Below are 21,359 nucleotides of genomic sequence, written 5' to 3' on the forward strand. Positions count from 1 at the left end.
CATAAGACGCAGACCCGGTCATGTTCGCTTCATACAGTCGAGACTATTCTGTCCGGCCGCAGCAATTTTTATATTTTTTTCCGCTTCCGCAATGGCAAGGCGCGTTGCGTCCGATATCCACAACTTTGCGGACCGGCGCTTTTTTCGCTTGTTTGGCCTCATCGCCGTCCTGCGGCTGATGAGCCGTCGTTTGGCCCTGAACAACTTCTTCGCGTTCCAGATTGCTTTCAATCTCGGCCTTCATGACGAATTTCGCAACTTCGTCCTCAATGGACTCAATCATGTGCTCAAACATTGCGAAGCCTTCCATTTGATATTCACGCAGCGGATTTGTCTGCGCATAAGCGCGAAGGTGAATCCCTTGACGCAGCTGATCCATCGCATCAATATGATCCATCCATTTTGAATCAACGGCACGCAATACGATGACTTTTTCAAATTCACGCATCTGCTCTGTACCGAAATTCTCTTCTTTTTCATTATATTTTGTCATGATGCGGTCCATGATCATCTCATGCATTTCATCCGGTTCTTTTCCGAAGATATCGCTCTTTTCAAGCGCGCCTTCATCAAGATACGTTGAATTCACCAGCTCCACGAGGCCGTCAAGATTCCATTCTTCCGGAAGCTCCTCTTTCGGCGTATAAGCGGCAATCGCACGCTCCAGAGAAGACTTGATCATGCCTTCCACAATGTCGCGCAGGTTTTCAGAGTCAATGACTTCAAAACGCTGCTTGTAAATGACTTCGCGCTGCTGACGGAGCACGTCGTCATATTGAAGAAGCTGTTTACGTGAATCGAAGTTGTTTCCTTCGACACGTTTTTGAGATGATTCCACGGCGCGTGACACCATTTTGCTCTGAATCGGCGTGGAGTCATCCATACCGAACCGGTCAAGCATCGCCATCGTCCGTTCAGCTCCGAAACGGCGCATCAATTCATCTTCCATTGAAAGATAAAATTGTGTGATGCCCGGGTCTCCCTGACGTCCTGAACGTCCGCGGAGCTGATTGTCAATCCGGCGGGATTCGTGGCGTTCCGTACCGACGACCGCAAGACCGCCAAGCTCTTTTACGCCTTCGCCGAGTTTAATGTCGGTTCCGCGTCCCGCCATGTTGGTCGCAATCGTGACAGCGCCTTTTTGTCCCGCTTCTTCAATAATCTGAGCTTCACGCTCATGGTTTTTGGCATTCAGCACCTGGTGCGGAATCCCTTTATTCTTCAGAAGTTTAGAAATCAATTCAGACGTTTCAACGGCAACCGTACCGACAAGAACCGGCTGTCCGGTCATGTAGCGCTGGGCGACATCCTCCGCCACCGCCTTGAATTTCCCTTCCATTGAGCGGTAGATCAAGTCCGGACGGTCGTCACGGATGACCGGCTGGTTAGTCGGGATGGATACAACCTGCATGTTATAAATATTGCGGAATTCTTCCTCTTCCGTTTTTGCGGTACCGGTCATACCGGCCAGCTTTTCGTACATACGGAAATAGTTTTGGAACGTAATCGTCGCCAATGTCATGCTTTCATTTTGAATCTCCAGGCCCTCTTTCGCCTCAATCGCCTGGTGAAGACCTTCGCTGTAGCGGCGTCCTTTCATCAGACGGCCGGTGAAGGAATCAACGATGACGACCTGGCCGTCCTCAACAACATAATCCACGTCTTTCTGCATCGCCGCATGGGCTTTTAAAGCCTGGTTGATATGGTGGTTCAAGGCTACGTTTTTGACATCAAACAGGTTGTCGATGCCGAACGTTTTTTCAGCCTTCGTCATTCCTTCTTCCGTCAGCTGAACGCCTTTCGTTTTGACGTCATACGTATAATCCTGATCTTTCTTGAGCGTGCGGACAAACGCATTTGCCTGCACGTACAGTTTTGTGGACTTCTGAGCTTGTCCGGAAATAATCAATGGCGTTCTCGCTTCATCGACTAAAATTGAATCGACTTCATCAATAACGGCAAAATGAAGCGGGCGCTGCACCATTTGTTCTTTATAGAGCACCATGTTGTCACGCAAATAATCAAAGCCGAGTTCATTGTTCGTTGAATACGTGATATCGGCAGCGTAAGCTTCGCGTTTTTCGTCTTTTGACATTGAATTCAGGTTCAGGCCGACTGTAAGCCCGAGAAACGCAAAGATTTCTCCCATTTGCTGGGCATCACGGCTTGCCAGATATTCGTTGACCGTTACGACGTGAACGCCTTTTCCCGTCAAGGCATTTAAATACACGGGAAGCGTAGACGTCAGCGTTTTCCCTTCCCCTGTTTTCATTTCGGAAATGTTCCCCTCATGAAGGGCGATGCCCCCCATCAGCTGCACTTTAAACGGGAACATGCCGGTTACGCGGCGGGAAGCTTCACGAACGACGGCAAACGCTTCGACAAGAAGGTCATCCGTCGTTTCTCCTTTTTCAAGCCGCTCTTTAAATTCCGCCGTTTTATTTTTAAGCGCCTCGTCAGAAAGATTTTCATAATCTCCTCTTACGGCATCAATGTCATTTGCTATTTTTTCGTATTTGTTCAGCGCACGTTTGGTCGGATCAAACATTTTATTTAAAATCCCAAGCATCTATAACGCTCCTCTATGTTCACATGCAGATTTTGCATGGAATAAATGATAATTTTCTGTCCATGTATACCTCTCATTATCATAACATACCTTTTGCTATTTCCAAAGAATTTGCAGATAAAGATAGAGAAAAACCTTCCGCGCGTTCACGGAAGGCTGGATGGGTTTATTCAGTCGGTTCAATTAATCCGTATTTGCCGTCATTTCTGCGGTAAACGACATTTGTGAGATTCGTCTCCGCGTTGGTGAATACGAAGAAATTATGTCCGAGCATATTCATTTGGAGAATCGCTTCTTCATTATCCATCGGTTTTAAATTAAAACGCTTTTGACGGACAATTTCCGGGCTGTCATCTTCAATTTCGTCCTGAACCGCTACGCCCGTATCAGCAGCGCTGCCGTTCTCGAAATAATGTTTCGGAAGACCCTGCTCGCGGAATTTTCGGTTGACTTTTGTTTTATGCTTTCGGATTTGACGTTCCAGCTTGTTTGTTGCGAGATCAATTGCATTGTACATATCCTCGTTATGCACTTCAGAACGAAGCGCCAGATCAGTCATCGGAATGGTGACTTCAACTTTGGATTCCTTATCGTTATAGAATTTTAAGTTGACGTTCACATCGGCATTGACGCTCTGCTCGAAATATCGTTCCAGCTTGCCGATTTTTCTCTCCACATGATCCTTTAACGCAGGTGTAACCTCAATGTTTTCTCCTCTGATATTGTAGTTCATCAAAGAACGCCTCCCTTTATCTAAGGATATGTAACTATTTCTCTTTTACCCCTTCTGATCCCTGCTGAAACGTTAAAATAATGTGTAAATTCGGTGAACGATGACGAATGGTGTCGGTTTTATCCGGCAGCTTCCGGCAGGATTATAAGTATATGCAAAGGACGCAGGCAAAAGACCTGCCGCTTGCAGCAGGTCTAGTGAAGAACATACGGTTTGATACAGTCGTGCGTCTGCTCCATCCATAGCTTATAATGCGGCAGAAAGATGGTTTTTAAAAACTCCTGAAAAGGGGCGGACGGGAAATCATAATCATTTAACATGCTGAAATCCTGAAAGATCTCGTCAAATGAGCGGATCGCCGTCTCCACGCATCGGCACTCAATGATAGACAGCAGAAGCGCATGAGAGGAATCGAGATGAAAAAAAGCCTGAATCAAATCGTTGTAAATCCGCTCGCCCTCCGTCTTAAAAAAATCATCCTGCGTGTCCAACAGGTAGCAAAGCCCCTCATCAATCGTAAAAAGAAGCTGGTAATAGGCTGACACCAAATGGTAATCGTTCAAACTTCTCAAAACACTCACCTATTTGCGTTTGTCGTAATAACGGCCGTCACTTGTCGTTTGCTGATACGGATTGAAATACGTATTATGGTAGATTCGTTTTTTCTTAAGCGTTTTTATTTCATTTCGGATACCATCCTGAATCCGTTTCACTTCGCCGGTAATCAGACGGTCCATCGCGGCCACCTGCCGAAGCAGCGTTTTTTCTTCTTCGGAAAAAGGCGGCTTTATGCCCGCAAGCATCTCCTCCCTTTTCTCCGTAAATGCCGTAACGCTGCTGATGAGACCGTCGCTTTCCGGGGCGTCCTTCAGTGCGGCGTACATGTTCTTCGTTTCGTTATACAAAGAAAAGACATTGCTGTTCATCAGGCAAGGCCGCCCGCGCCATGGCTGTTTTTCCGTTCACTCTGCATGGCCTGCTTCCACGTGTCGCGAAATTCAGTAACGAGCTTTTCCGCTTCATCTAAAAACTCTCCGTTATTCTGCACGTTCGCGTCGATCAGCCGGCGGCGGATGTAATCATAAATGGATGACATCTGCTCGGAAATCTCAATCTCCCGGTTTAACGTGATGCTGAGCTCTTGAATGATGTTTTGCGCCTTTACGATATTTTCATTTTTGGCTTCAAGGTTGTTTTGCTTCATCGCCTGCCTTGCCAGCTTAATGAATCGCAGGCAGCCGTTATAAAGCATAAGGGTCAGCTCTTCCGGAGCGGCTGTAAAGACGGATGTCTGCTGGTAAGCAGCAAAAGGATTATTTATTGCCATTTTTATAAAACCCCCAAGGTTATGAAGTTGAAGATCCTAACATTGACGTGAGATATGAAGATTGGCTGTTCAATTTCTCCAATGCCGTATCCAGTGCGCTGAACTTTTTATAATATCTCGTCTCGATGTCATCCAGCTTCGTTTTCATATTGGAAATATTTGTTTCTATTTCATCCAAGCTTTTTCCAATGGCAAAGCTGGTTGATACCGAGCTTTCCGTACCCGCCTGTTTTGAAATTTGAATCTGCATTTTGTTTAATGTGTCTTTTAATCTCCGGGCAATCCCCTGTTCCTCCGGGTTTTTGGTTTTCGCTGTATCAGGGCTGTCTGCATTAAACAGTTTAGCCACGAGAGCAGGATTCTCGGTAATTTTCTGTTTCAGTTTCGCTTCGTCTTTAATGACAAGCTTTCCTTGATCCGTATAACTATCAGACGTCTCAATTCCGAAATCGGCAAGCTGATATTTTTTCCCGTCAATCGTAACCGTTGAGTACAGATCAAGCCGCATCTCCGCCAAACCGTTCTGCAGCGTGCTGTCGCTCCGTAATAAACCGCTTTTGGCCTTTGCTTCCCACTGCTCAATCTGCTTATCGGTCATCGCTTCTCTTTGTTCATCGGTTAGCGGCTTATAATCACGGTATTTTGATTCTGTCACCTTCTCATTTGCGCTTTTAATTAACGTATTGTATTTATCAACGAAATCTTTAATGTTGTTAAAAATGCCGTCCGTATCAGTCGTGCTGTTAATCGTAACCGTTTTGTTGCTGTCCGTCACGCTGTTCAGCGTGTATTTGATGCCGTTGATCGTAAAGTTATTTGACGTTTTTGTCATTTCAAGCCCGTTGAACGTAAACTTCGCGTTTTTCCCTTCGGCATTGGCCGTCAGTTCATTTGTTGCATCATCAACGGCAAAACCGAGCTGATCTTTCAGAAAGCTTTTGGTCGCGTCATCACCTGCTGAAAGGGTAAACCCTTCCCCCGTTTTATTGGAAGTGAACGCAATCGTGTCCACATAATCCGAGCCGTTAGAGATTTTCTCTTTTAAAGCCGTCACTCCGAGACCCGAGCTGTTCAGTTTAGAAATGACATCGTCAATCGTATCGGTTGCGGCGATCGTGACGTTTACCTCAGTCGGCTTCGTTTCCCCCGGATTTGTGACATTGAATTTCAATGTTTGGCTTTGACCCGAAGTGAAATTGATGGCCCCTGAGGATTTATAAGTCGTCGGCGTAGCCAGCTGCTGTACAGACATGCTCGTTGAAATATTCTGTTCGGCACTGACGGCCACCGCGCTGACACTGGAATCCGAACTTGTTACTGTTTTTTTATTCCAGTTTGTGGACATCAGCATATTATTAAATGTAGTAGAATACATGTCGGCAATCTGGGTATTCATTTCCCGATAAGCATCGCGCTTCCATTCAAGCGTCTGCTTTTGCTGGTTTAATTTATTAAGCGGCTGCTTTTCGGCATCCATCATTTTTTTCACCAGAGAATCTACATCAAGACCGGAATTAAGGCCTGTGATTCTTGTGACCATATGTACCCTCTCCTTTTCGGCGTTTAGTCGTAGACGGCTCTATGACAACAGTGAGTTTCCGACTGTTTATCATATCACAGCTCCATAAATGTATGATCTTATTCTTATATCGGTCATATTAAAAGGTTTTCAATAATTTAACTGCAAAATATAATGTTTCATTTTGTCAATAGGGTTCTTTGGCTTGCTGAAGGAGGAGTTAGCTGAAGAAATAAAAAAAAGACCCTGGAGAACCAGGATCTTTCCGTCATTAACCTTTAAGCAATTGAAGAACTTGCTGAGGCTGTTGGTTAGCTTGCGCAAGCATAGCTTGAGAAGCCTGAGTAAGGATGTTGTTTTTCGTGTACTCCATCATCTCAGAAGCCATGTCTACGTCACGGATACGTGATTCAGCAGAAGTCAGGTTCTCAGAAGAAGTACCAAGGTTGTTGATTGTGTGCTCTAAACGGTTTTGAACCGCACCAAGTTTAGCGCGCTCGCTAGATACTGTGTCGATAGCTGTTTTGATTGTTGTAAGAGCTGAAGACGCAGCTTTAGCTGAAGAAGAGATGTCGATACCTTTTGTTACTTTAGAATCTGCAGCTAATTTTTCAGATGCAATAACTTTACCGCCAGCATCGTAATAACCAGCCGGTTTGTTTGTAGCATCGTCTGCATCCGCCCAAGTAGCAGTGCTTCCGTCAGTTGCTGTAAGTGTATTTTGATCACCAGATACAGTATAAGTCGTACCAACTTTCAGGCTTTCAGAGTCCATTTTATTGATAGACAGGCTCATTGTTTGGCCTTCGTTAGCTCCGATTTGGAACGTCAGGTTTTGCGCAGTTCCGTCAAGAAGTTTCTTCGTGTTGAACTCAGTGTCAGTAGAGATTCTTGTTACTTCAGACGCTAATTGGTCCATCTCTTTTTGAAGCTCAGAACGGTCAGAATCTGTGTTTGTATCGTTAGCTGCTTGTGTAGCAAGCTCGCTCATACGCTGAAGAATGCTGTGAGTTTCGTTCAATGCACCCTCAGATGTTTGGATAAGAGAGATTCCGTCTTGAGCGTTTTTAGACGCCATGTCTAAACCGCGGATTTGAGAACGCATTTTTTCAGAGATCGCAAGACCCGCAGCGTCATCACCAGCGCGGTTGATGCGAAGACCTGAAGATAATTTTTCCATGTTTTTTGCAGCAGAGTTTGAACCTGCATTCAGCTGACGGCTAGTGTTAAGAGCCGCGATATTGTGGTTGATTCTCATTTTGTATTTCCTCCCTGAATTGTTTTTCGCACGTCCTTGTGCATTTGCGCAGCGTCATTTCTGAAGAAAATTTTTCCTCTCATTGGCTACAATATATATATCGGACGGCCGCTTCCATTGTTTATATTGAAAATAAAAAAATCCTCACTTTTTTTGTGAGGATAAGTTAAGTAATAAATCAGTATTAAAAGATACGGCTCTGTTGTTCTCTTCCAGGATCGACAAGTAGATTTCTTTCCGGTGAATATCTACGTGCTGAGGCGCTTCAATTCCCAGCTTCACTTGTTCTCCTTCGATAGCGATCACCTTTATTTCAATATCCGGCCCGATCTGAATGGACTCATTCACTTTTCTTGAGAGAACTAGCATGATCCTCCTCCTATCAGATGTTTTGTTTCATAGGAAGCATCATGTAAAATGATTTGTTTCGCCTTCATTTCCTTTTTATTGACGATAATCGGCGCTTTTAAATTGGCGGTCGTGTTTTCAAAAGGCTCTTCCAGCGTTAAAATCGCCATCACTTCGACGTCCTCTATATCTTCAATATGCAAAAGCTCAAGCGTCGCTTGGTCAATGTCAAATTCGTACCCTTTAAAGAAAATAAACGGACTGGCGACAATAAAGGCGATGTGCTCCTGTTTCACAGACTGCAGCGCCAAAAACGGTGAATCTTCCGACAAAGGAAGAACAACAAATTGAGTCTCGTCATTAAATCCCGGCAGGCCGTTTTCAAATGAGATAATCTGCCCTTCATCTATTCTGATTTCTCCGTGATATTTTGTTTTAATTATCATGCTTCACAATCCTTTACCACTTTCATCTTTTATTCTGCGTTGCCATCATCAACCGAAATCGTCACCTTAGGGTCTTGCATCATATCAATCTGAACTTTCCCCGGCGTATAATTCCATACAGGTTTATTGACGGCTGCTTCAATTGAAGGTTTGCGGGCTTCAATATCAATCGTAAGCTTTGAAGGAATGCAGTCAATGTCGACGAGAAACTGCGCAGGCAGAAAGTCGCTGGATTCGCCGAATGGATCGGGCGGCCTGACATCTGCTGCCTGCCGGGCCATCACATTGCCCGTTTTCTTTTCGATAGCCGCCATTTCCTTCCCTTCCCTGACTGTTTTTGCGATAAACTCGCTGCAGGCCTCAGCACCTTTTTGAGCGGCTTCAGCGTTCAGCTTTTCAAATGATTTGAGATTCAAGTTCTCCCACGCCCTCGTCTGATCAATCGTCAGTTTGGCCGGCGTGCTTTCAATGTTCAGCTCTGCCGGCGGCTGCTCGATTTCCAGGTCAGCGGGCGGCTGTTCCATCTCGATTTCTTCCTTTTGAAAGGTTATACCGATTTTAGCAGGCACACTGTCAATAATCAATCTCGGCATCTGCACAGAGATCCCTCCTGTTTATAGTATTTTAGTAAAAAAAGCGATCTCCCTGTTGTGAGTCGCTTTTTTTATATATTGAAGACGATAGTTATATTATTTCAGGAAGTCGATCAGTGACGGCTGAATGATATTCGCATTCACTGACAGCGCTGCTCTATGAACCGTCTGTTGAGATAAATAATCAACAATTACATCTTCCATTTCTACATCCTCATTATCCGACAATACTTTTTCAGCGGTTGCCGCTTGTGATTCCAATCTTGTCTGAATGAGTTCCAACCGGTTTGTGCGTGCGCCGATATTGGATTTTTCAGCATTCATTTTGTCAGTAAAACCGTCGATATCTGACAGAATTTGATTTGAATCTGCTTCGGACAGCGTGCCTTTGCTTAAAGAAGCTTCTAAGGAGTTGAGAAATTCAAATACATTATCTCCATTTTGTGCGACGCCTCCGAAAGCTGAGTTTGGATCAGAATTCACTTTCAGCACTGCTCCGTTTGAGATGTTGATGTTAACATCCGAAGCACCGGTATAATTCTCATAGTTGTACGTATATGTGCCGTCGGCATTTTCAGTGATCGGCGGGACATCTGAATTCGTTCCGTTAAACAGATAACGTCCGTTTACCTGAGTATTCGCGACAGAAACGAGCTGCTTTTTCAGCTGGCCGATTTCTGTACCGATTGCTTTCAATTCTGTTTCACCGTTCGAATCACTTTTCGCCTGAACCATCAAGTCCCGGATTTTCCCCATAATATCCGTTTCCGAGTTTACGCTTGATTCCGAGTTTTCCAGCCATGTAAAACCTTGCGAAACATTCCGTTGGTACTGGTTTACCTGCGCAAGCTGAGTACGGTACTGCATTCCCTTCATTGCGACGACCGGATCATCAGAAGCTTTCGTGATTTTTTTCCCCGTAGACACTTGCTGCTGAAGCCGATCGAGCTTGTCATAACTTGAGCCGATAAATCGAAGAGAATTTTTTGCGATCATCCCTTGAGTTACTCTCATTTACTTATCTCCTATCTTCCTCCGGTGCCCATACCGTTAATAATTTTATCGAATATTTCATCCTGCATCGTTATGATCCGCGCAGCCGCATTATAAGCGTGCTGAAACTGAATCATATTTGTCATTTCTTCATCTAAAGACACTGCACTGACTGATTGTCTCCGTTCATCGGCTGAAAGGGTGTTGCTTTCAGAGTTGTTCATAAGATTAGCCGCTTTTTGTGAATTAACGCCCAGCTTTCCGATAAGGGATTCATAAAAGTCATTAATTGTAGTGGTTTCACCGTTAATAGTCAGCTTGCTGTTCTGTACGGCTGCAAGATTTGTCGCGTTTGTGCCGTCACTTTTTTCTCCGTTTAACGACGCTGCGATATTATCAGTAGACGCAAGGATTTTGTCACTGACTTTTATTTTCGCTGCCGCACCTTTTGCCGGCACCGCTTCATCACCGCTGAAATCAAAAAATGCTGCACCCTGTTCGCCTGTATAGGTCTTCCCTTTTTCATGAACTGCATTAAACGCGTCAGCAAAGGATAGCGCCATATTGTCAAGAGCCGTCAGCATTTCAGGATAAAGCCCTTTTTCTTCTCCGTTTGACATATAGCCGTATGATTCAATAAGACCTAAAAGTGAGCCTTTTCCGGTAAATGCATCCGCATTGACCGTACTGCTGCCGACTGACACACTCGACACGAGTCCGCTGTCCTTGTCGTAGTTGATTTTCATTTCTGAAACTGTTTTTGTGTTACCGTCGAGCAGCGTTCCGAGAGAATTGTTGTTCCCGTTCAGCAATTCGACGTTAACCGTGCCCTCAGCAGTCGCCAAGGCATGTCCGCCCGACTTATTATATGAAACTTTTATATTTGCCATAGAAGATAATTGATCAATCAATCTGTCTCTTTGGTCATACAAATCATTAGGGAGCATACCGCTCGGCTCAACTGCCGCTATTTGATTGTTAAGGTCATTCAGCTGATTGAGAATGGAATTGACCTGATCAGCTGTGTTATCCAGGTTCTTTTTAATATCACCCTGAATGTTAGTCAAAGAGGTAGATATATAGTTAAAACTTTCGGCAAGAGATTTCCCCTGCTCCTGCAAAACTGAGCGCGCTCCCGTATTTTCCGGATTCGTCGCCAGATCCTGAAGGGCATTCCAAAATGAACTGAGCGATCCGTTTAATCCGTTATTGTCAAGCTCTTTCATGACGCCTTCCATTTGCGACAATGAATTGGAACGGGCTGTATAGTACCCTAATTTTGTATTTTCCGTTCTGTACTGATAGTCTAAAAAACTGTCTCTGACGCGCTCAACTGAACCGGCTTTTACTCCTGTTCCGATTTGGCCGGCCGTCAGATCACTGTTTTTTGATACCGCGGGATAAGGGCTCGTCGATTGTAATGTGACGCGCTGCCTCGTATATCCTTCTGTATTTGCATTTGCAACGTTATTTGAAACTGTGCTCAATGCAGTCTGCTGCGCACTCAATGCACGCCTTGCTGTTTCGAGCCCCATAAAAGTCGATGGCATTGAAAATCCTCCGTTCTAAGCTTTTGAATCGAATAATGTCAAACGGCTGACAGGCTTGCGCGCCGCTTGCGGCTCTTTATAATTCATATTCTCTTTTTCACCCGGCATAATCATATCGAATGCCCCGGAGATGAATTGTAAAGCCTGAATCGTGAGCTGTTTGTTCATCTCATTCACTTCTTTCAGACGGTCAAGAAGCGCAGACAGAGAGTGAAATAACCCTTCAAGCTCCTGTTTTTCACTGCCTGAAGTTCTGGAGATGCATGCAGCAATTGTATTGTCCTCACCGCGGCTGAGAAACTGAGAAGTTAACCTGATTCGTTCTTCCTCAGTCTGCCCGATTGCCTGAATATACTTTTGCTCTTTAGTCAATATGTTGGAGAGCTCTTTTGTTTTACCTGCTTTCAGCGCTTCCGTTTTCTCCTCAGACAGCGTGAGCAGATGTTCATGCAGTGCGCAAAGTCGCTTCAGTTGATCAATAATTGGCTTTGCAGACATTGACTTTCTCCTTTTTATTGCTTTTTATAAAAATTCACTATGTTTTCAGCGATGCTGTTTGAATCTATTTTATATGTTCCGCTCTCTATATCCGCTTTAAGCTGAGCGATTTTTTCCTGACGTGTTTTAGTGACCGCATCTGACGCATTTTGAAGCTCTTTTGCATGAGAAGAAATTTCCACTTTGTCCTTCGGCTTTGCAGCCTCTTTTTGTACGGCTTGCTTTTCGTAATTTTTTTGGTATGGATTAACGGATTGTGTTCCGTACTGATTGATTTTCATAGGATTCCTCTCGCTTTCTGTTCGCAGTCTAATTCTTTTATCGACTGCGTTATCAGTTAGTTTAGGGAATCAGGTGTTTTTGGTATTATAGGCATAGTATGTGTCTTTTGTACTGTTTTTTTCTTTGAATTCAGCGGCTGTTTTTTGGTTCATATGGTCTAATTGTGACTCAATATCTGTCTGACAGGACTTGCAAAATTTCCCCGTCCTGATCGGATTTCCGCACCTTTCGCAAGGATATGCCAAATTCGGAAGCTGGCTGATCTGAATCCTTTTTTGTTTGATAAACTTGAGGATCAGCTCTTCATCCACACCTGTTTCCTCAGTGATCTGCTGCATCGTCGACTGTCTGTTGATCTGCTTTCTCAAAAATTTATAGACGGTTTCAAATGCTTTTTCTTCTTCTTTAATACATGCCTGGCACACGGTCTGCAGGTTCGTTTTAAAAAATAAAGCATTGCATTTTGGACAATTCGCCAATTCACCCATCGTATTAACTCCTATTCCTTCTTTAATCTGCCTTATATTTCTATCAATTATATCGGCAGAAAAAAAGAATGATTTAGCTCCTGATTAAAGTAAAAGAGGAGACCGATGACGCTTTACCCGCTGTCAGCAGGACTTCGGCGGCTTGATGCAGTGTGGCGCCCGTCGTATAAATATCGTCTATTAAGATGACGTTCATACCTTCGGCCGAGTTTTCGGCTGCTGAAAACTTTTTTTCTGCGGACAGCCTTTCTGTTTTGCTCTTTTTGGATTGTTTTTCATTGTTCAGTCGGATGAGGGGGAAAATGACGGGCATTCCGAGCAGAGAGGCCAGCAGCTCGGATTGATTGAATCCGCGTTCCGCCAGCCGTTCGCCGCTCAGCGGAATAGGGATGAGAGTATGTGTATTTGATGGATATGCCGCTTTAAAGCCGGCAGCAAAGTCACGTCCAAATGCTTGAATGATTTTCGCATCGCCCCTGAATTTAAACCGGGCTAATGAGTCCTTCATCGCATCATTATACAAATATACCGAACGGTTTTGCCGCAGCAAAAAGCGCATTTCCGTTTTTGATTCCCGGGCCGCACAATCAGCGCATTTTTCATTTGACTCCTGAGGCCTCCCGCATATACTGCATACGGGGCCTTCAATTTTTTCGAATCGGCTGCTGCATATGGTGCATACCTCTTGCTCGGGCGCCAGAGAAAACAGAGATCTCCAAGTCAATGAACTTGAAATTGGTGAGTCACACAATAAACAATTCAGAGATATTACGCTCCTTCCCGAGTTTCACAGAACTCGCTTGGATTAACCGAAACAATCGCCGCTGATTCAGCCAGAATGACAAGCAGCGCCGTATTTTTCTGTTTATCAACTATCTCTGCTTTTGCATAAGCAACTTTCTTTTTATCTGTAACATATGCCGGCTCAGCCCGGTTTAATGAAAGTGCCAGTACATCATTTTTGCATACCCGGCATGTGCATTTCATATGAAGCTTAGGCATATGGCGGTCGAGAAGTTCCTTTAATATGATTTCTTTAGAATTGACAAGCATGCTGACAGCTCCTCATAGGAAAGTATGAGTATACTGTATCATGTTTTCTGAAATTAACTAGTCCAACAATTTACTTTTTTGTGCCAATTTGTTCATATGTTCTATATGTTTTTTTGCTTTTTTCATTCCGTTTGTAATTCCGAAATGAAACAGGACGACATCACCGCTGAAATGTTTATAATGCCTTCCCGTTCTGCCCGCGATCTGTACGAGCGCGCTCTCAGTAAAGATAGGTGCTTCTGCGCCGAGGACACATGTCTGAACTTTGGGCACGGTAACCCCTCTTTCTAAAATCGTAGTCGTTACCAGCAGATCAAGCCGGCCGTCTCTGAATCGTTTCACTTTATCCTTTCTGAATGTGTCTTCCGCATGTACGCCTTCTGCCCGTATGTTTAATTTCTGAAAATAATCCGTTGTCTTTTTCAATACGTGTACAGACGGAACGAATAAGAAAACCGGCAGCTGTGATTGAAGTTTTTGGCGGACCCAATCCGTTACAGAGCGCGGCAGTTTTCCTTTCTGAAGCTTCTTCTTCCAATTGCCGCACCACAAAAAACGCGGCTCCGGCAGGGGTTTCCGATGATATCTGGCCGGTATGCGAACGCTTTTCAGCAAACCTGCTTCAGCATTCTTTTTTAATGTGTCTGAAGGAGTTGCCGTTACATAAATAAGGGCGCTGTTTTTCTTCCTCGCTTTATCAACAGCGAATCTTAATGTCTCATCGGCTGAAAAAGGAAACGCATCTACTTCATCTATTATCATGACATCAAAAATGTCTCGGTAGCGCATCAGCTGGTGAGCGGTTGAAATCATCAGCGGAGTCAAGCGGCCTTTGTCCTCGCTGCCGCCGTACAAAGCAGAAACGTCGACTTTCTCAAATGCTTTTTTCAGTCTCGGCAGCAGTTCAAGTACGACATCTGTACGCGGAGTCGCGACACAGACGCGCAAACCTTGATTCAGGGCAAACTCGATACCAGGAAACAGCATCTCTGTTTTCCCCGATCCGCAAACCGCCCATACTAACAGCTCTTGTCTCTCTTTTATCGCATCTGTAAGCGCGGCGGCGGCCTGCTTCTGTCCGTCTGTCAGTGTTCCTTCCCAAGAAAGCTTTACAGGCCCCCAGCTGTTTTCAGGGGCTTGATTCCAAGAATATAATGATGTCAGTTCATCAGCCCTTCCCATCATGACACAGGCACGGCAATAGGTAATCTGCCTCTTGGCAGAGGGCGCCCAAAATGCCGCAAAGCAGGCTTGATCAGACTGACCGCATCGTTGGCAGACGTAACGGTTTTTCCGGCGGATGATTGACGGCTCGGCCGTTATATATTCTTTTTCTATAAAACGCTTGATGCGATGATCTGAAAACGGTATCTCAGATCTCAATAAATGCCGGCCGTAAAAGAAATCCCGCACCTCTGAAAATTCTGAAGCACCTTCGGCCATCTCCCTGCCTCCTTTCTGCTCAAAGTATGCCTGCCGGGAATTTTTTTGTCGAATCACGAAAATTTAATAATAAAAAAATCTCCGCCCTTGAAAACGGAGATTTTCACTTAGTTTTTAAAGCACCAGCCGATTCCGATGGCGCCTTCGCCCAAATGGGTTCCGATCACGGCACCGAAATAGCTGTTATAGAATTCGACATGAGGATATTTACCGCTTAACTCCTGTATAATATCCGCCGCTTCTTCTTCCCTGTTTGCATGGATGACAGCGGCCCGCATCGGGATTCCTTTACTTGCATCCTCCCCAAACAGTTCAAAAATTCTCGAAATCGCTTTTTTGCGTGTCCGAATCTTTTCAAAAGGAACAATTACCTTATTGTCAAAATGAAGAATAGGCTTTACCTTTAACAGACCGCCGATAAAAGCCTGAGCACTGCTTAGACGCCCGCCCCGCTGGAGGTGTGATAAATCATCCACCATAAAATACGCACGGACTGTTTTTTTCATTTCTTCCAGCTCTTTAATAATCTCTTCCGGTGAGTCAACACCGTCTTTAATGAGCTGTGCTGCCTTTAATGCATAAAAACCTTGCGCCAAACAGCTGATCTCTGAATCAAAGGGATAAACTTTAATATGATCAACCATAGTGTTTGCCGAGGCGGCGCTGTTATAAGTTCCGCTGATTCCGCTGGACAAATGTATGCTTATGACTGCGTCATATGTTTTGCCCAGTTCTTCGTACAATGCGATTAATTCACCGAAAGAAGGCTGGGACGTAGTCGGCAGCTCATCATGATTTTTTACTTCTTTATAAAAACTTCTCCAGTCGAGTTCTGTTTCTTCGCGGAATGTTTTTTCACCGAAAACCACTTGAAGAGGGATCATATGAATATGATGTTCTTCTCTCATCTCTTTCGGAATATATGCTGTACTGTCTGTTACAACTGCAATCTTCATCACTTTACCTGCCTTATTAAGTACTTAATAAGTATTTTAATAGATATGAAGCTGTAAAAAAAGACTTGCCTATTATGGCAAGTCTTCTCATACATGACTAACGCATCTCTACCCAGCCGTTTTTAATGGCTACGACAACGGCTTGTGTCCGGTCATTAACGTTCATTTTCTGCAAAATATTACTCACGTGGTTTTTCACTGTTTTCTCACTGATAAACAATGATTCACCGATTCCGCGGTTGCTTTTTCCGTCTGCAAGCATTTGCAGCACTTCACATTCCCGTCTCGTTAATATATGTAATGGTCTCCGGATTTCCGGATAAACCTCATGCTGAGGATGAGCAGAAACTCCGCTTGTCGCAAGACGGCGGAATTCGTTGACAAGATTGTGGGTTACTTTCGGGTGAAGGTAAGAACCGCCCTCGGCTACCACTTTCACTGCTTCGATTAAAGTATCTGCGTCCATCTCTTTCAGGAGATAGCCTCTTGCACCTGTTTTTAAAGCATGAGTCACATAGTTTTCATCATCATGGATGGAGAGGATAATCACCTTAGATTCAGGGTACAGCTCAACAAGCTGTTTAGTAGCCTCTACTCCATTTACATTCGGCATATTGATATCCATTATGACAACATCGGGATGATAATGCTCGACGATTCGAGCCGCCTCATCTCCATCGTCACCTTCTGCTACCACTTCAAAGGTAGGTTCAAAATCCAATATTCTTTTTACACCCTCACGGAATAGTTGATGGTCGTCGATAATAACAATATTTACTTTAGTCACACGCTACGCCTCCTTATCCTATTGTTCTATATACGCCGCTGTTCGGTCAATATGTCTTTTGGCTCTATTTAACAAATTATAGGCCGAGAGATAACGGAACCTTAATCATGATAAATGTCCCAAGACCTATTTTAGAGTCTATCGTTATCGTTCCTTCAAGCAGATCTACTCTTTCTTTCATTCCCAGCAAGCCGAATGACTTGTTTTTCTTTTGTTTAGCATCCTTAATATCAAAGCCTTTTCCGTTGTCCTTAATGATAAGAACGACAAAATCAGCGGTTACTTCCACTTTTACTGTTATTTCCTCTGATTCTGAATGTTTGAGTGCATTTGTGACGGCTTCCTGAGCGAGACGGAAAAGCGCCACTTCAAATTGCGGGGCAAGCCTTTTGTTCTCCGTGTCTCCGATACACTGAAAATGTATTTTCACCTTTCCGTTGTATTCTTCAGTTGTATAAAGATATTTTCTCAGTGTCGGAATCAGCCCGAGATCGTCCAATGCCATCGGTCTTAAATCATATATAATCCTTCTGACTTCGTAAAGGGCATTCCGCACATTCTGCCGAAGATTTCTGATTTCCTGAAATCCGTCCTCCGTGCCGCGGTCGCGGAAGATCCGTTCAATTAATTCCGATCTCATCATGACATTTGCCAGCATCTGCGCGGGACCGTCATGAATTTCTCTGGAAACTCTTTTTCTTTCTTCCTCTTGGGCTTCAATGATTCTTAAGCCGAAATCTTGTTTAGCCTGCGCATCGGCAAGAAGAAGCCCTACTTGGCGAAGGTCTTGATTCAGGTAATTCAGAACGACGGTTATTTGGCTGACCAATGATTCTGACCGTTCAATGATTTCCTGAAGCCCCAAAAGCCGGCGTTCTAAATCATCTCTGCGCTCCCGCAGCTGCTTTTCACGCTGCTGGATCATCGTCAGTTCCACTTGAAGTTTGTGCGCCTTTTCATAGGCGTTGCGAATTTCTTCTTCGCTGAACTTATGGAAATTTCTGCTTACTTCAGACAAGCGGTTTCGTGCGTGCCGCGTATGAACTTCAAGTTTGTCCCCCAGCTCAATGACTTCGTACACCTGCTGTTTGATCTGTTTGAGTTCTTCAACCAGCTGCTCATATTGCTGGCGCGACTGCTCTCCGATTTGAAAAACCTCGTCCTTGCTCCCGTCCACGGTTTTCAGCATTTTCATAAGTATAGAATCCAAAACTTTGGAGTCCATCTTCGATTTATTCATCTGTCTCCCTCCGTAACGGTGTTGTTATGTATTTTTATTATAAATGTAATTGAACTGCAATTTATGTCGAATTATAATGAAAGAATGCGTATATTCTAGAAAAAAACATTTTTATATAGTATCTTACTCTTTCATGATACCAAAATATGCGCAAAAATTCTAAAGTCTGTTCGAATTTGTAGAAACAAGTCTTTTAATGCTTGTCAGGAGGGTCCAGCAATCATGCTGCACAGCTATTTAACTGTTAAAGAAACGGGTGAACATGAGATTGTGATTGAAAAATCACGTTTTATCTGTCACCTGAGCCGTGCTGCTTCTGAAGAGGAAGCGCAGGAATTTATACAAAAGATAAAAAAACAGCACTGGAATGCGACTCATAACTGCTCAGCTTATCTGATCGGCGAAACCGACCATATACAAAAGGCCAATGATGACGGAGAACCAAGCGGCACAGCCGGCGTCCCCATGCTGGAAGTGCTGAAAAAACGCGGTCTGAAAGATACCTGCGCGGTGGTTACCCGGTATTTCGGCGGAATAAAGCTCGGTGCAGGCGGATTGATTCGTGCATATGGGAAGTCAGTGTCTGAAGGCTTAAATCATATAGGAGTTACGGAGCGGAAGCTGATGCGGATTATGCATACATCAGCGGATTATACGTGGCTCGGCAAGATAGAGAACGAACTGAGAGAATCAGTTTTTTTACTGAAAGATATCCATTATGCGGATCATGTCGAATTTGAAACGTACGTTGAAGAAAAAGACAAAGAAGCGTTTCTAAAATGGATGACAGAACTGACGAACGGCAAGAGTAAGAATACAGAGGGAGAACTGACGTATTTAGAAACAGACGTCAGCCCTAAAGGAGACTAATGTAATGGCTGAACGTGTAAGAGTGCGTGTTCGAAAGAAAAAGAAAAGCAAACGAAAGATCATATTCAAACGGATTTTGCTGCTGCTTACCCTCGTTTTGTTAGTTGCTGCCGGATTTGGCGGATACAAAGTATACAAAACGATCAATGCGGCAGATAATGCATATGATGCCCTTTCCCGCGGAGACAAATCAAAATTGCGGGATAAAGTCATCAATATGAAGAAAAAACCGTTCTCCATTTTGTTTATGGGGATCGAAAATTATGCCACCAGCGGAAAAGGCGGACGATCAGATTCTCTTATTGTCGTTACCCTTGATCCGAGAAATAAAACAATGAAAATGCTGAGTATTCCGCGTGATACGCGGGTGACGCTTGCCGGCGACACAACCGGCAACAAAACAAAAATCAATGCGGCTTTTGCTAAGGGCGGAGCGGATGAAACCGTCTCAACCGTCGAAGACTTATTAGGCATACCGATTGATAAGTATGTCACTGTCGACTTCAATGGCTTTAAGGATGTTATTGATGAAGTAGGCGGGGTCGATGTAAAAGTGCCGTTTGACTTCGACGAGATGAGTGACGTCAGTAAAAAGAAACGGATCTATTTCAAGAAAGGAAACATGCATTTGAACGGTGAGCAGGCTTTGGCTTACGCGCGGATGAGAAAGCAGGATAAGCGCGGAGACTTCGGCCGGAATGACCGCCAAAAGCAAATTTTAAACGCACTGATCGACCAAATGTCCAGAGCTGGAAATATTGCTAAAATCGATAAAATCGCTGAAACAGCGAGCAATAATGTCCAAACGAATATCCGAATCACTGAAGGACTCGCTCTTCAGCAGATTTACAGCGGCTTTACCAGCAAAAAGATTGATACACTGACCATAACAGGATCAGATTTATATTTAGGCGGAACCGCAACTACGCGCGGAACATATTATTTCCAGCCGGATCCAACCAATCTCGAGAAAGTACGGCAGGAATTGCAGAAGCACCTGGATTACCCGTCCGGAAGCAGCACGGCATCCGATCCCGCTTCTGACAGCACCGGAACGGACAGTACGACTGATTCAACTTCCGACAGCACGGGAACAGGCGGTACGGCTGATTCGACTTCCGGGAGCACAGGAACAAGCGGCACAACCGATTCAACCAACGGTACTGCAGGTGCAAACGGTACGGACAGCACACAGTCCGGCGGCACAACAGGCTATTAAGAGTAAACCCGATCCTTTGAGCAGGATCGGGTTTTTCTATATAATAAGAGAATAGCAAAAAAGCAGACCATTCGCATGATCTGCTCTTTTTAATTTTTCTTTACCAATCTTTTGTAAAACTTGGTAAATGGTTTAAATTGTTCATTTACTAACCCTGTGACCTCTGCTATGATTTGCATAAATACAATCAATACAAAAATAATAAACAGCGAAAGCCAAATGGTCGCGCTTTTCAGCAGGATGGCACTGACGCTGAAAATAAAGCCGATTAAATAAATGATAATGACAGCCGTGCGGTGTGACAGCCCGAAGGCCATCAGCCGGTGGTGTATATGTGACTTATCAGGCGCTGAGATCGGCTGTTTGTTTAAAATCCGCCTGATGACGGCGAATGTCGTATCAAAAATCGGCACGCCCAAAATGATGATCGGAATGATGATACTGAATAAAGTAACACTTTTATAAAGACCTAATAATGAGAGTACTGAGATGACGTATCCGAGAAAGAGCGATCCGGTATCTCCCATAAATATCTTTGCCGGGTGAAAATTATAAAATAAAAATCCGAGTGTGCTTCCTATCACGACAAGTGAAAGTGACAGAATAAGGATTTTCCCTCCGGACAACGCCATAACGGCGATAGTGGAGAGTCCGATGACCGACAGGCCGGCAGCGAGTCCGTCCAAACCGTCAATCAGGTTCATCGCATTCGTAATACCGACGATCCATAACACTGTCAGCGGGTAAGCGACCCATCCCAATTCTAAACGTTCCGTTAAAAACGGTACGGAGAAAAAGTCCATTTTCAGTCCCGTGCTCACAATCATAATGGCCACGGCCAGCTGGACGAAAAACTTTACCTTTGCGCTTAATTGGTATTTATCATCAAGGATTCCTAAAATAACAATAATAAACGCACCCACCGTAATGGCGGTCATTTTCGTTTCATTATATATGCCGGCCGCGAGCACACCCGCCGCTACGCCGATAAAGATGGCCAAGCCGCCCATACGGGGCATTATTTTATCATGTACTTTTCGGTTGCTGGGCTGGTCAACTGCACCTATTTTGATCGCAATTTTTTTTACGATAGGAGTTAGGATTAAAACCGTTAGCAGAGAGACAAAAAACGCAACAACTATGCGAAACATGCGTTCGTCAAGCATAAAGAAGTCTCCTTTGGAATT

24 protein-coding genes are annotated in these 21,359 nt (G+C 44.3%); 2 read left to right on the forward strand and 22 right to left on the reverse strand.

What is annotated here, in order from left to right:
• Window positions 1-43 precede the first annotated feature (43 nt).
• The 21 genes from secA to degS form a co-directional block, all read right to left on the reverse strand.
• Entirely contained in the window at window positions 44-2,569 is a 2,526-nt protein-coding gene (gene secA, locus AC2CGA_RS08870; protein WP_003151414.1) for a preprotein translocase subunit SecA, read from the reverse strand.
• A gap of 166 nt (window positions 2,570-2,735) precedes the next feature.
• A complete protein-coding gene (hpf, locus tag AC2CGA_RS08875) occupies window positions 2,736-3,302 on the reverse strand; it encodes a ribosome hibernation-promoting factor, HPF/YfiA family (RefSeq protein WP_003151413.1) in 567 nt (188 codons plus the stop codon).
• A 194-nt stretch (window positions 3,303-3,496) separates the two neighbouring features.
• Entirely contained in the window at window positions 3,497-3,874 is a 378-nt protein-coding gene (locus AC2CGA_RS08880; protein ID WP_003151412.1) for a DUF8042 domain-containing protein, read from the reverse strand.
• Between the two features lie 9 nt (window positions 3,875-3,883).
• Entirely contained in the window at window positions 3,884-4,228 is a 345-nt protein-coding gene (gene fliT / locus AC2CGA_RS08885) for a flagella biosynthesis regulatory protein FliT (protein WP_015387633.1), read from the reverse strand.
• Window positions 4,228-4,629 carry a flagellar export chaperone FliS gene (gene fliS / locus AC2CGA_RS08890; RefSeq protein ID WP_003151407.1) on the reverse strand — a complete coding sequence of 134 codons (402 nt, stop codon included), beginning with the start codon at window positions 4,627-4,629 and terminating at the stop codon, window positions 4,228-4,230. Before fliS ends, fliT begins: the two co-directional genes overlap by 1 nt.
• A 19-nt stretch (window positions 4,630-4,648) precedes the next feature.
• The gene (locus tag AC2CGA_RS08895) at window positions 4,649-6,169 is read right to left on the reverse strand and encodes a flagellar hook-associated protein 2 (RefSeq protein WP_015387632.1); all 1,521 of its coding nucleotides are present in this window, start codon (window positions 6,167-6,169) and stop codon (window positions 4,649-4,651) included.
• Between the two features lie 250 nt (window positions 6,170-6,419).
• Entirely contained in the window at window positions 6,420-7,406 is a 987-nt protein-coding gene (locus tag AC2CGA_RS08900; RefSeq protein ID WP_007407474.1) for a flagellin N-terminal helical domain-containing protein, read from the reverse strand.
• 144 nt (window positions 7,407-7,550) lie between these two features.
• On the reverse strand, window positions 7,551-7,775 hold the full coding sequence (csrA, locus tag AC2CGA_RS08905; RefSeq protein WP_003151402.1) for a carbon storage regulator CsrA: 225 nt from the start codon (window positions 7,773-7,775) through the stop codon (window positions 7,551-7,553).
• The gene (gene fliW / locus AC2CGA_RS08910; RefSeq protein WP_003151399.1) at window positions 7,769-8,200 is read right to left on the reverse strand and encodes a flagellar assembly protein FliW; all 432 of its coding nucleotides are present in this window, start codon (window positions 8,198-8,200) and stop codon (window positions 7,769-7,771) included. The genes csrA and fliW overlap by 7 nt, the downstream gene beginning before the upstream one ends.
• Before the next feature lie 29 nt (window positions 8,201-8,229).
• Window positions 8,230-8,799, reverse strand: coding sequence for a DUF6470 family protein (locus AC2CGA_RS08915; protein WP_024085861.1), 570 nt, complete (start codon window positions 8,797-8,799; stop codon window positions 8,230-8,232).
• A gap of 90 nt (window positions 8,800-8,889) precedes the next feature.
• Window positions 8,890-9,807, reverse strand: coding sequence for a flagellar hook-associated protein FlgL (flgL, locus tag AC2CGA_RS08920; RefSeq protein WP_003151396.1), 918 nt, complete (start codon window positions 9,805-9,807; stop codon window positions 8,890-8,892).
• A gap of 11 nt (window positions 9,808-9,818) precedes the next feature.
• Window positions 9,819-11,336, reverse strand: coding sequence for a flagellar hook-associated protein FlgK (gene flgK, locus AC2CGA_RS08925; RefSeq protein WP_003151395.1), 1,518 nt, complete (start codon window positions 11,334-11,336; stop codon window positions 9,819-9,821).
• Between the two features lie 15 nt (window positions 11,337-11,351).
• Window positions 11,352-11,834 carry a flagellar protein FlgN gene (locus tag AC2CGA_RS08930; RefSeq protein ID WP_003151394.1) on the reverse strand — a complete coding sequence of 161 codons (483 nt, stop codon included), beginning with the start codon at window positions 11,832-11,834 and terminating at the stop codon, window positions 11,352-11,354.
• Window positions 11,835-11,848: 14 nt separating this feature from the next.
• Window positions 11,849-12,115, reverse strand: a complete 267-nt coding sequence (gene flgM / locus AC2CGA_RS08935; RefSeq protein WP_003151393.1) for a flagellar biosynthesis anti-sigma factor FlgM — start codon at window positions 12,113-12,115, stop codon at window positions 11,849-11,851.
• Between the two features lie 69 nt (window positions 12,116-12,184).
• Window positions 12,185-12,604, reverse strand: a complete 420-nt coding sequence (locus tag AC2CGA_RS08940; RefSeq protein ID WP_003151392.1) for a TIGR03826 family flagellar region protein — start codon at window positions 12,602-12,604, stop codon at window positions 12,185-12,187.
• Between the two features lie 73 nt (window positions 12,605-12,677).
• Complete coding sequence (locus AC2CGA_RS08945; protein WP_198317760.1) at window positions 12,678-13,367, reverse strand: phosphoribosyltransferase family protein; 690 nt, start codon at window positions 13,365-13,367, stop codon at window positions 12,678-12,680.
• Window positions 13,368-13,372: 5 nt separating this feature from the next.
• Window positions 13,373-13,657 (reverse strand): late competence protein ComFB, encoded by a 285-nt coding sequence (gene comFB / locus AC2CGA_RS08950; RefSeq protein WP_003151389.1) that lies wholly within the window; start codon window positions 13,655-13,657, stop codon window positions 13,373-13,375.
• A 57-nt stretch (window positions 13,658-13,714) separates the two neighbouring features.
• Window positions 13,715-15,100, reverse strand: a complete 1,386-nt coding sequence (locus tag AC2CGA_RS08955; protein ID WP_095318332.1) for an ATP-dependent helicase ComFA — start codon at window positions 15,098-15,100, stop codon at window positions 13,715-13,717.
• A 107-nt stretch (window positions 15,101-15,207) separates the two neighbouring features.
• On the reverse strand, window positions 15,208-16,056 hold the full coding sequence (locus AC2CGA_RS08960; protein ID WP_003151387.1) for a DegV family protein: 849 nt from the start codon (window positions 16,054-16,056) through the stop codon (window positions 15,208-15,210).
• A 97-nt stretch (window positions 16,057-16,153) separates the two neighbouring features.
• Complete coding sequence (degU, locus tag AC2CGA_RS08965; RefSeq protein ID WP_003219701.1) at window positions 16,154-16,843, reverse strand: two-component system response regulator DegU; 690 nt, start codon at window positions 16,841-16,843, stop codon at window positions 16,154-16,156.
• A 76-nt stretch (window positions 16,844-16,919) separates the two neighbouring features.
• Window positions 16,920-18,083, reverse strand: coding sequence for a two-component sensor histidine kinase DegS (gene degS / locus AC2CGA_RS08970; RefSeq protein WP_003151385.1), 1,164 nt, complete (start codon window positions 18,081-18,083; stop codon window positions 16,920-16,922).
• A gap of 222 nt (window positions 18,084-18,305) precedes the next feature.
• On the opposite strand from degS, the gene AC2CGA_RS08975 reads away from it, so the two are divergent.
• Both AC2CGA_RS08975 and AC2CGA_RS08980 read left to right on the forward strand, forming a co-directional pair.
• On the forward strand, window positions 18,306-18,953 hold the full coding sequence (locus tag AC2CGA_RS08975) for a YigZ family protein (RefSeq protein WP_003151384.1): 648 nt from the start codon (window positions 18,306-18,308) through the stop codon (window positions 18,951-18,953).
• A 4-nt stretch (window positions 18,954-18,957) separates the two neighbouring features.
• Window positions 18,958-20,172, forward strand: a complete 1,215-nt coding sequence (locus AC2CGA_RS08980; RefSeq protein WP_057080262.1) for an LCP family protein — start codon at window positions 18,958-18,960, stop codon at window positions 20,170-20,172.
• 89 nt (window positions 20,173-20,261) lie between these two features.
• Here AC2CGA_RS08980 and AC2CGA_RS08985 read toward each other — a convergent pair whose 3' ends face one another.
• Window positions 20,262-21,338, reverse strand: a complete 1,077-nt coding sequence (locus AC2CGA_RS08985) for a glycosyltransferase family 4 protein (protein WP_003151382.1) — start codon at window positions 21,336-21,338, stop codon at window positions 20,262-20,264.
• Window positions 21,339-21,359 lie beyond the last annotated feature (21 nt).

Source organism: Bacillus sp. SYZHCR11 (genome assembly GCF_057196865.1).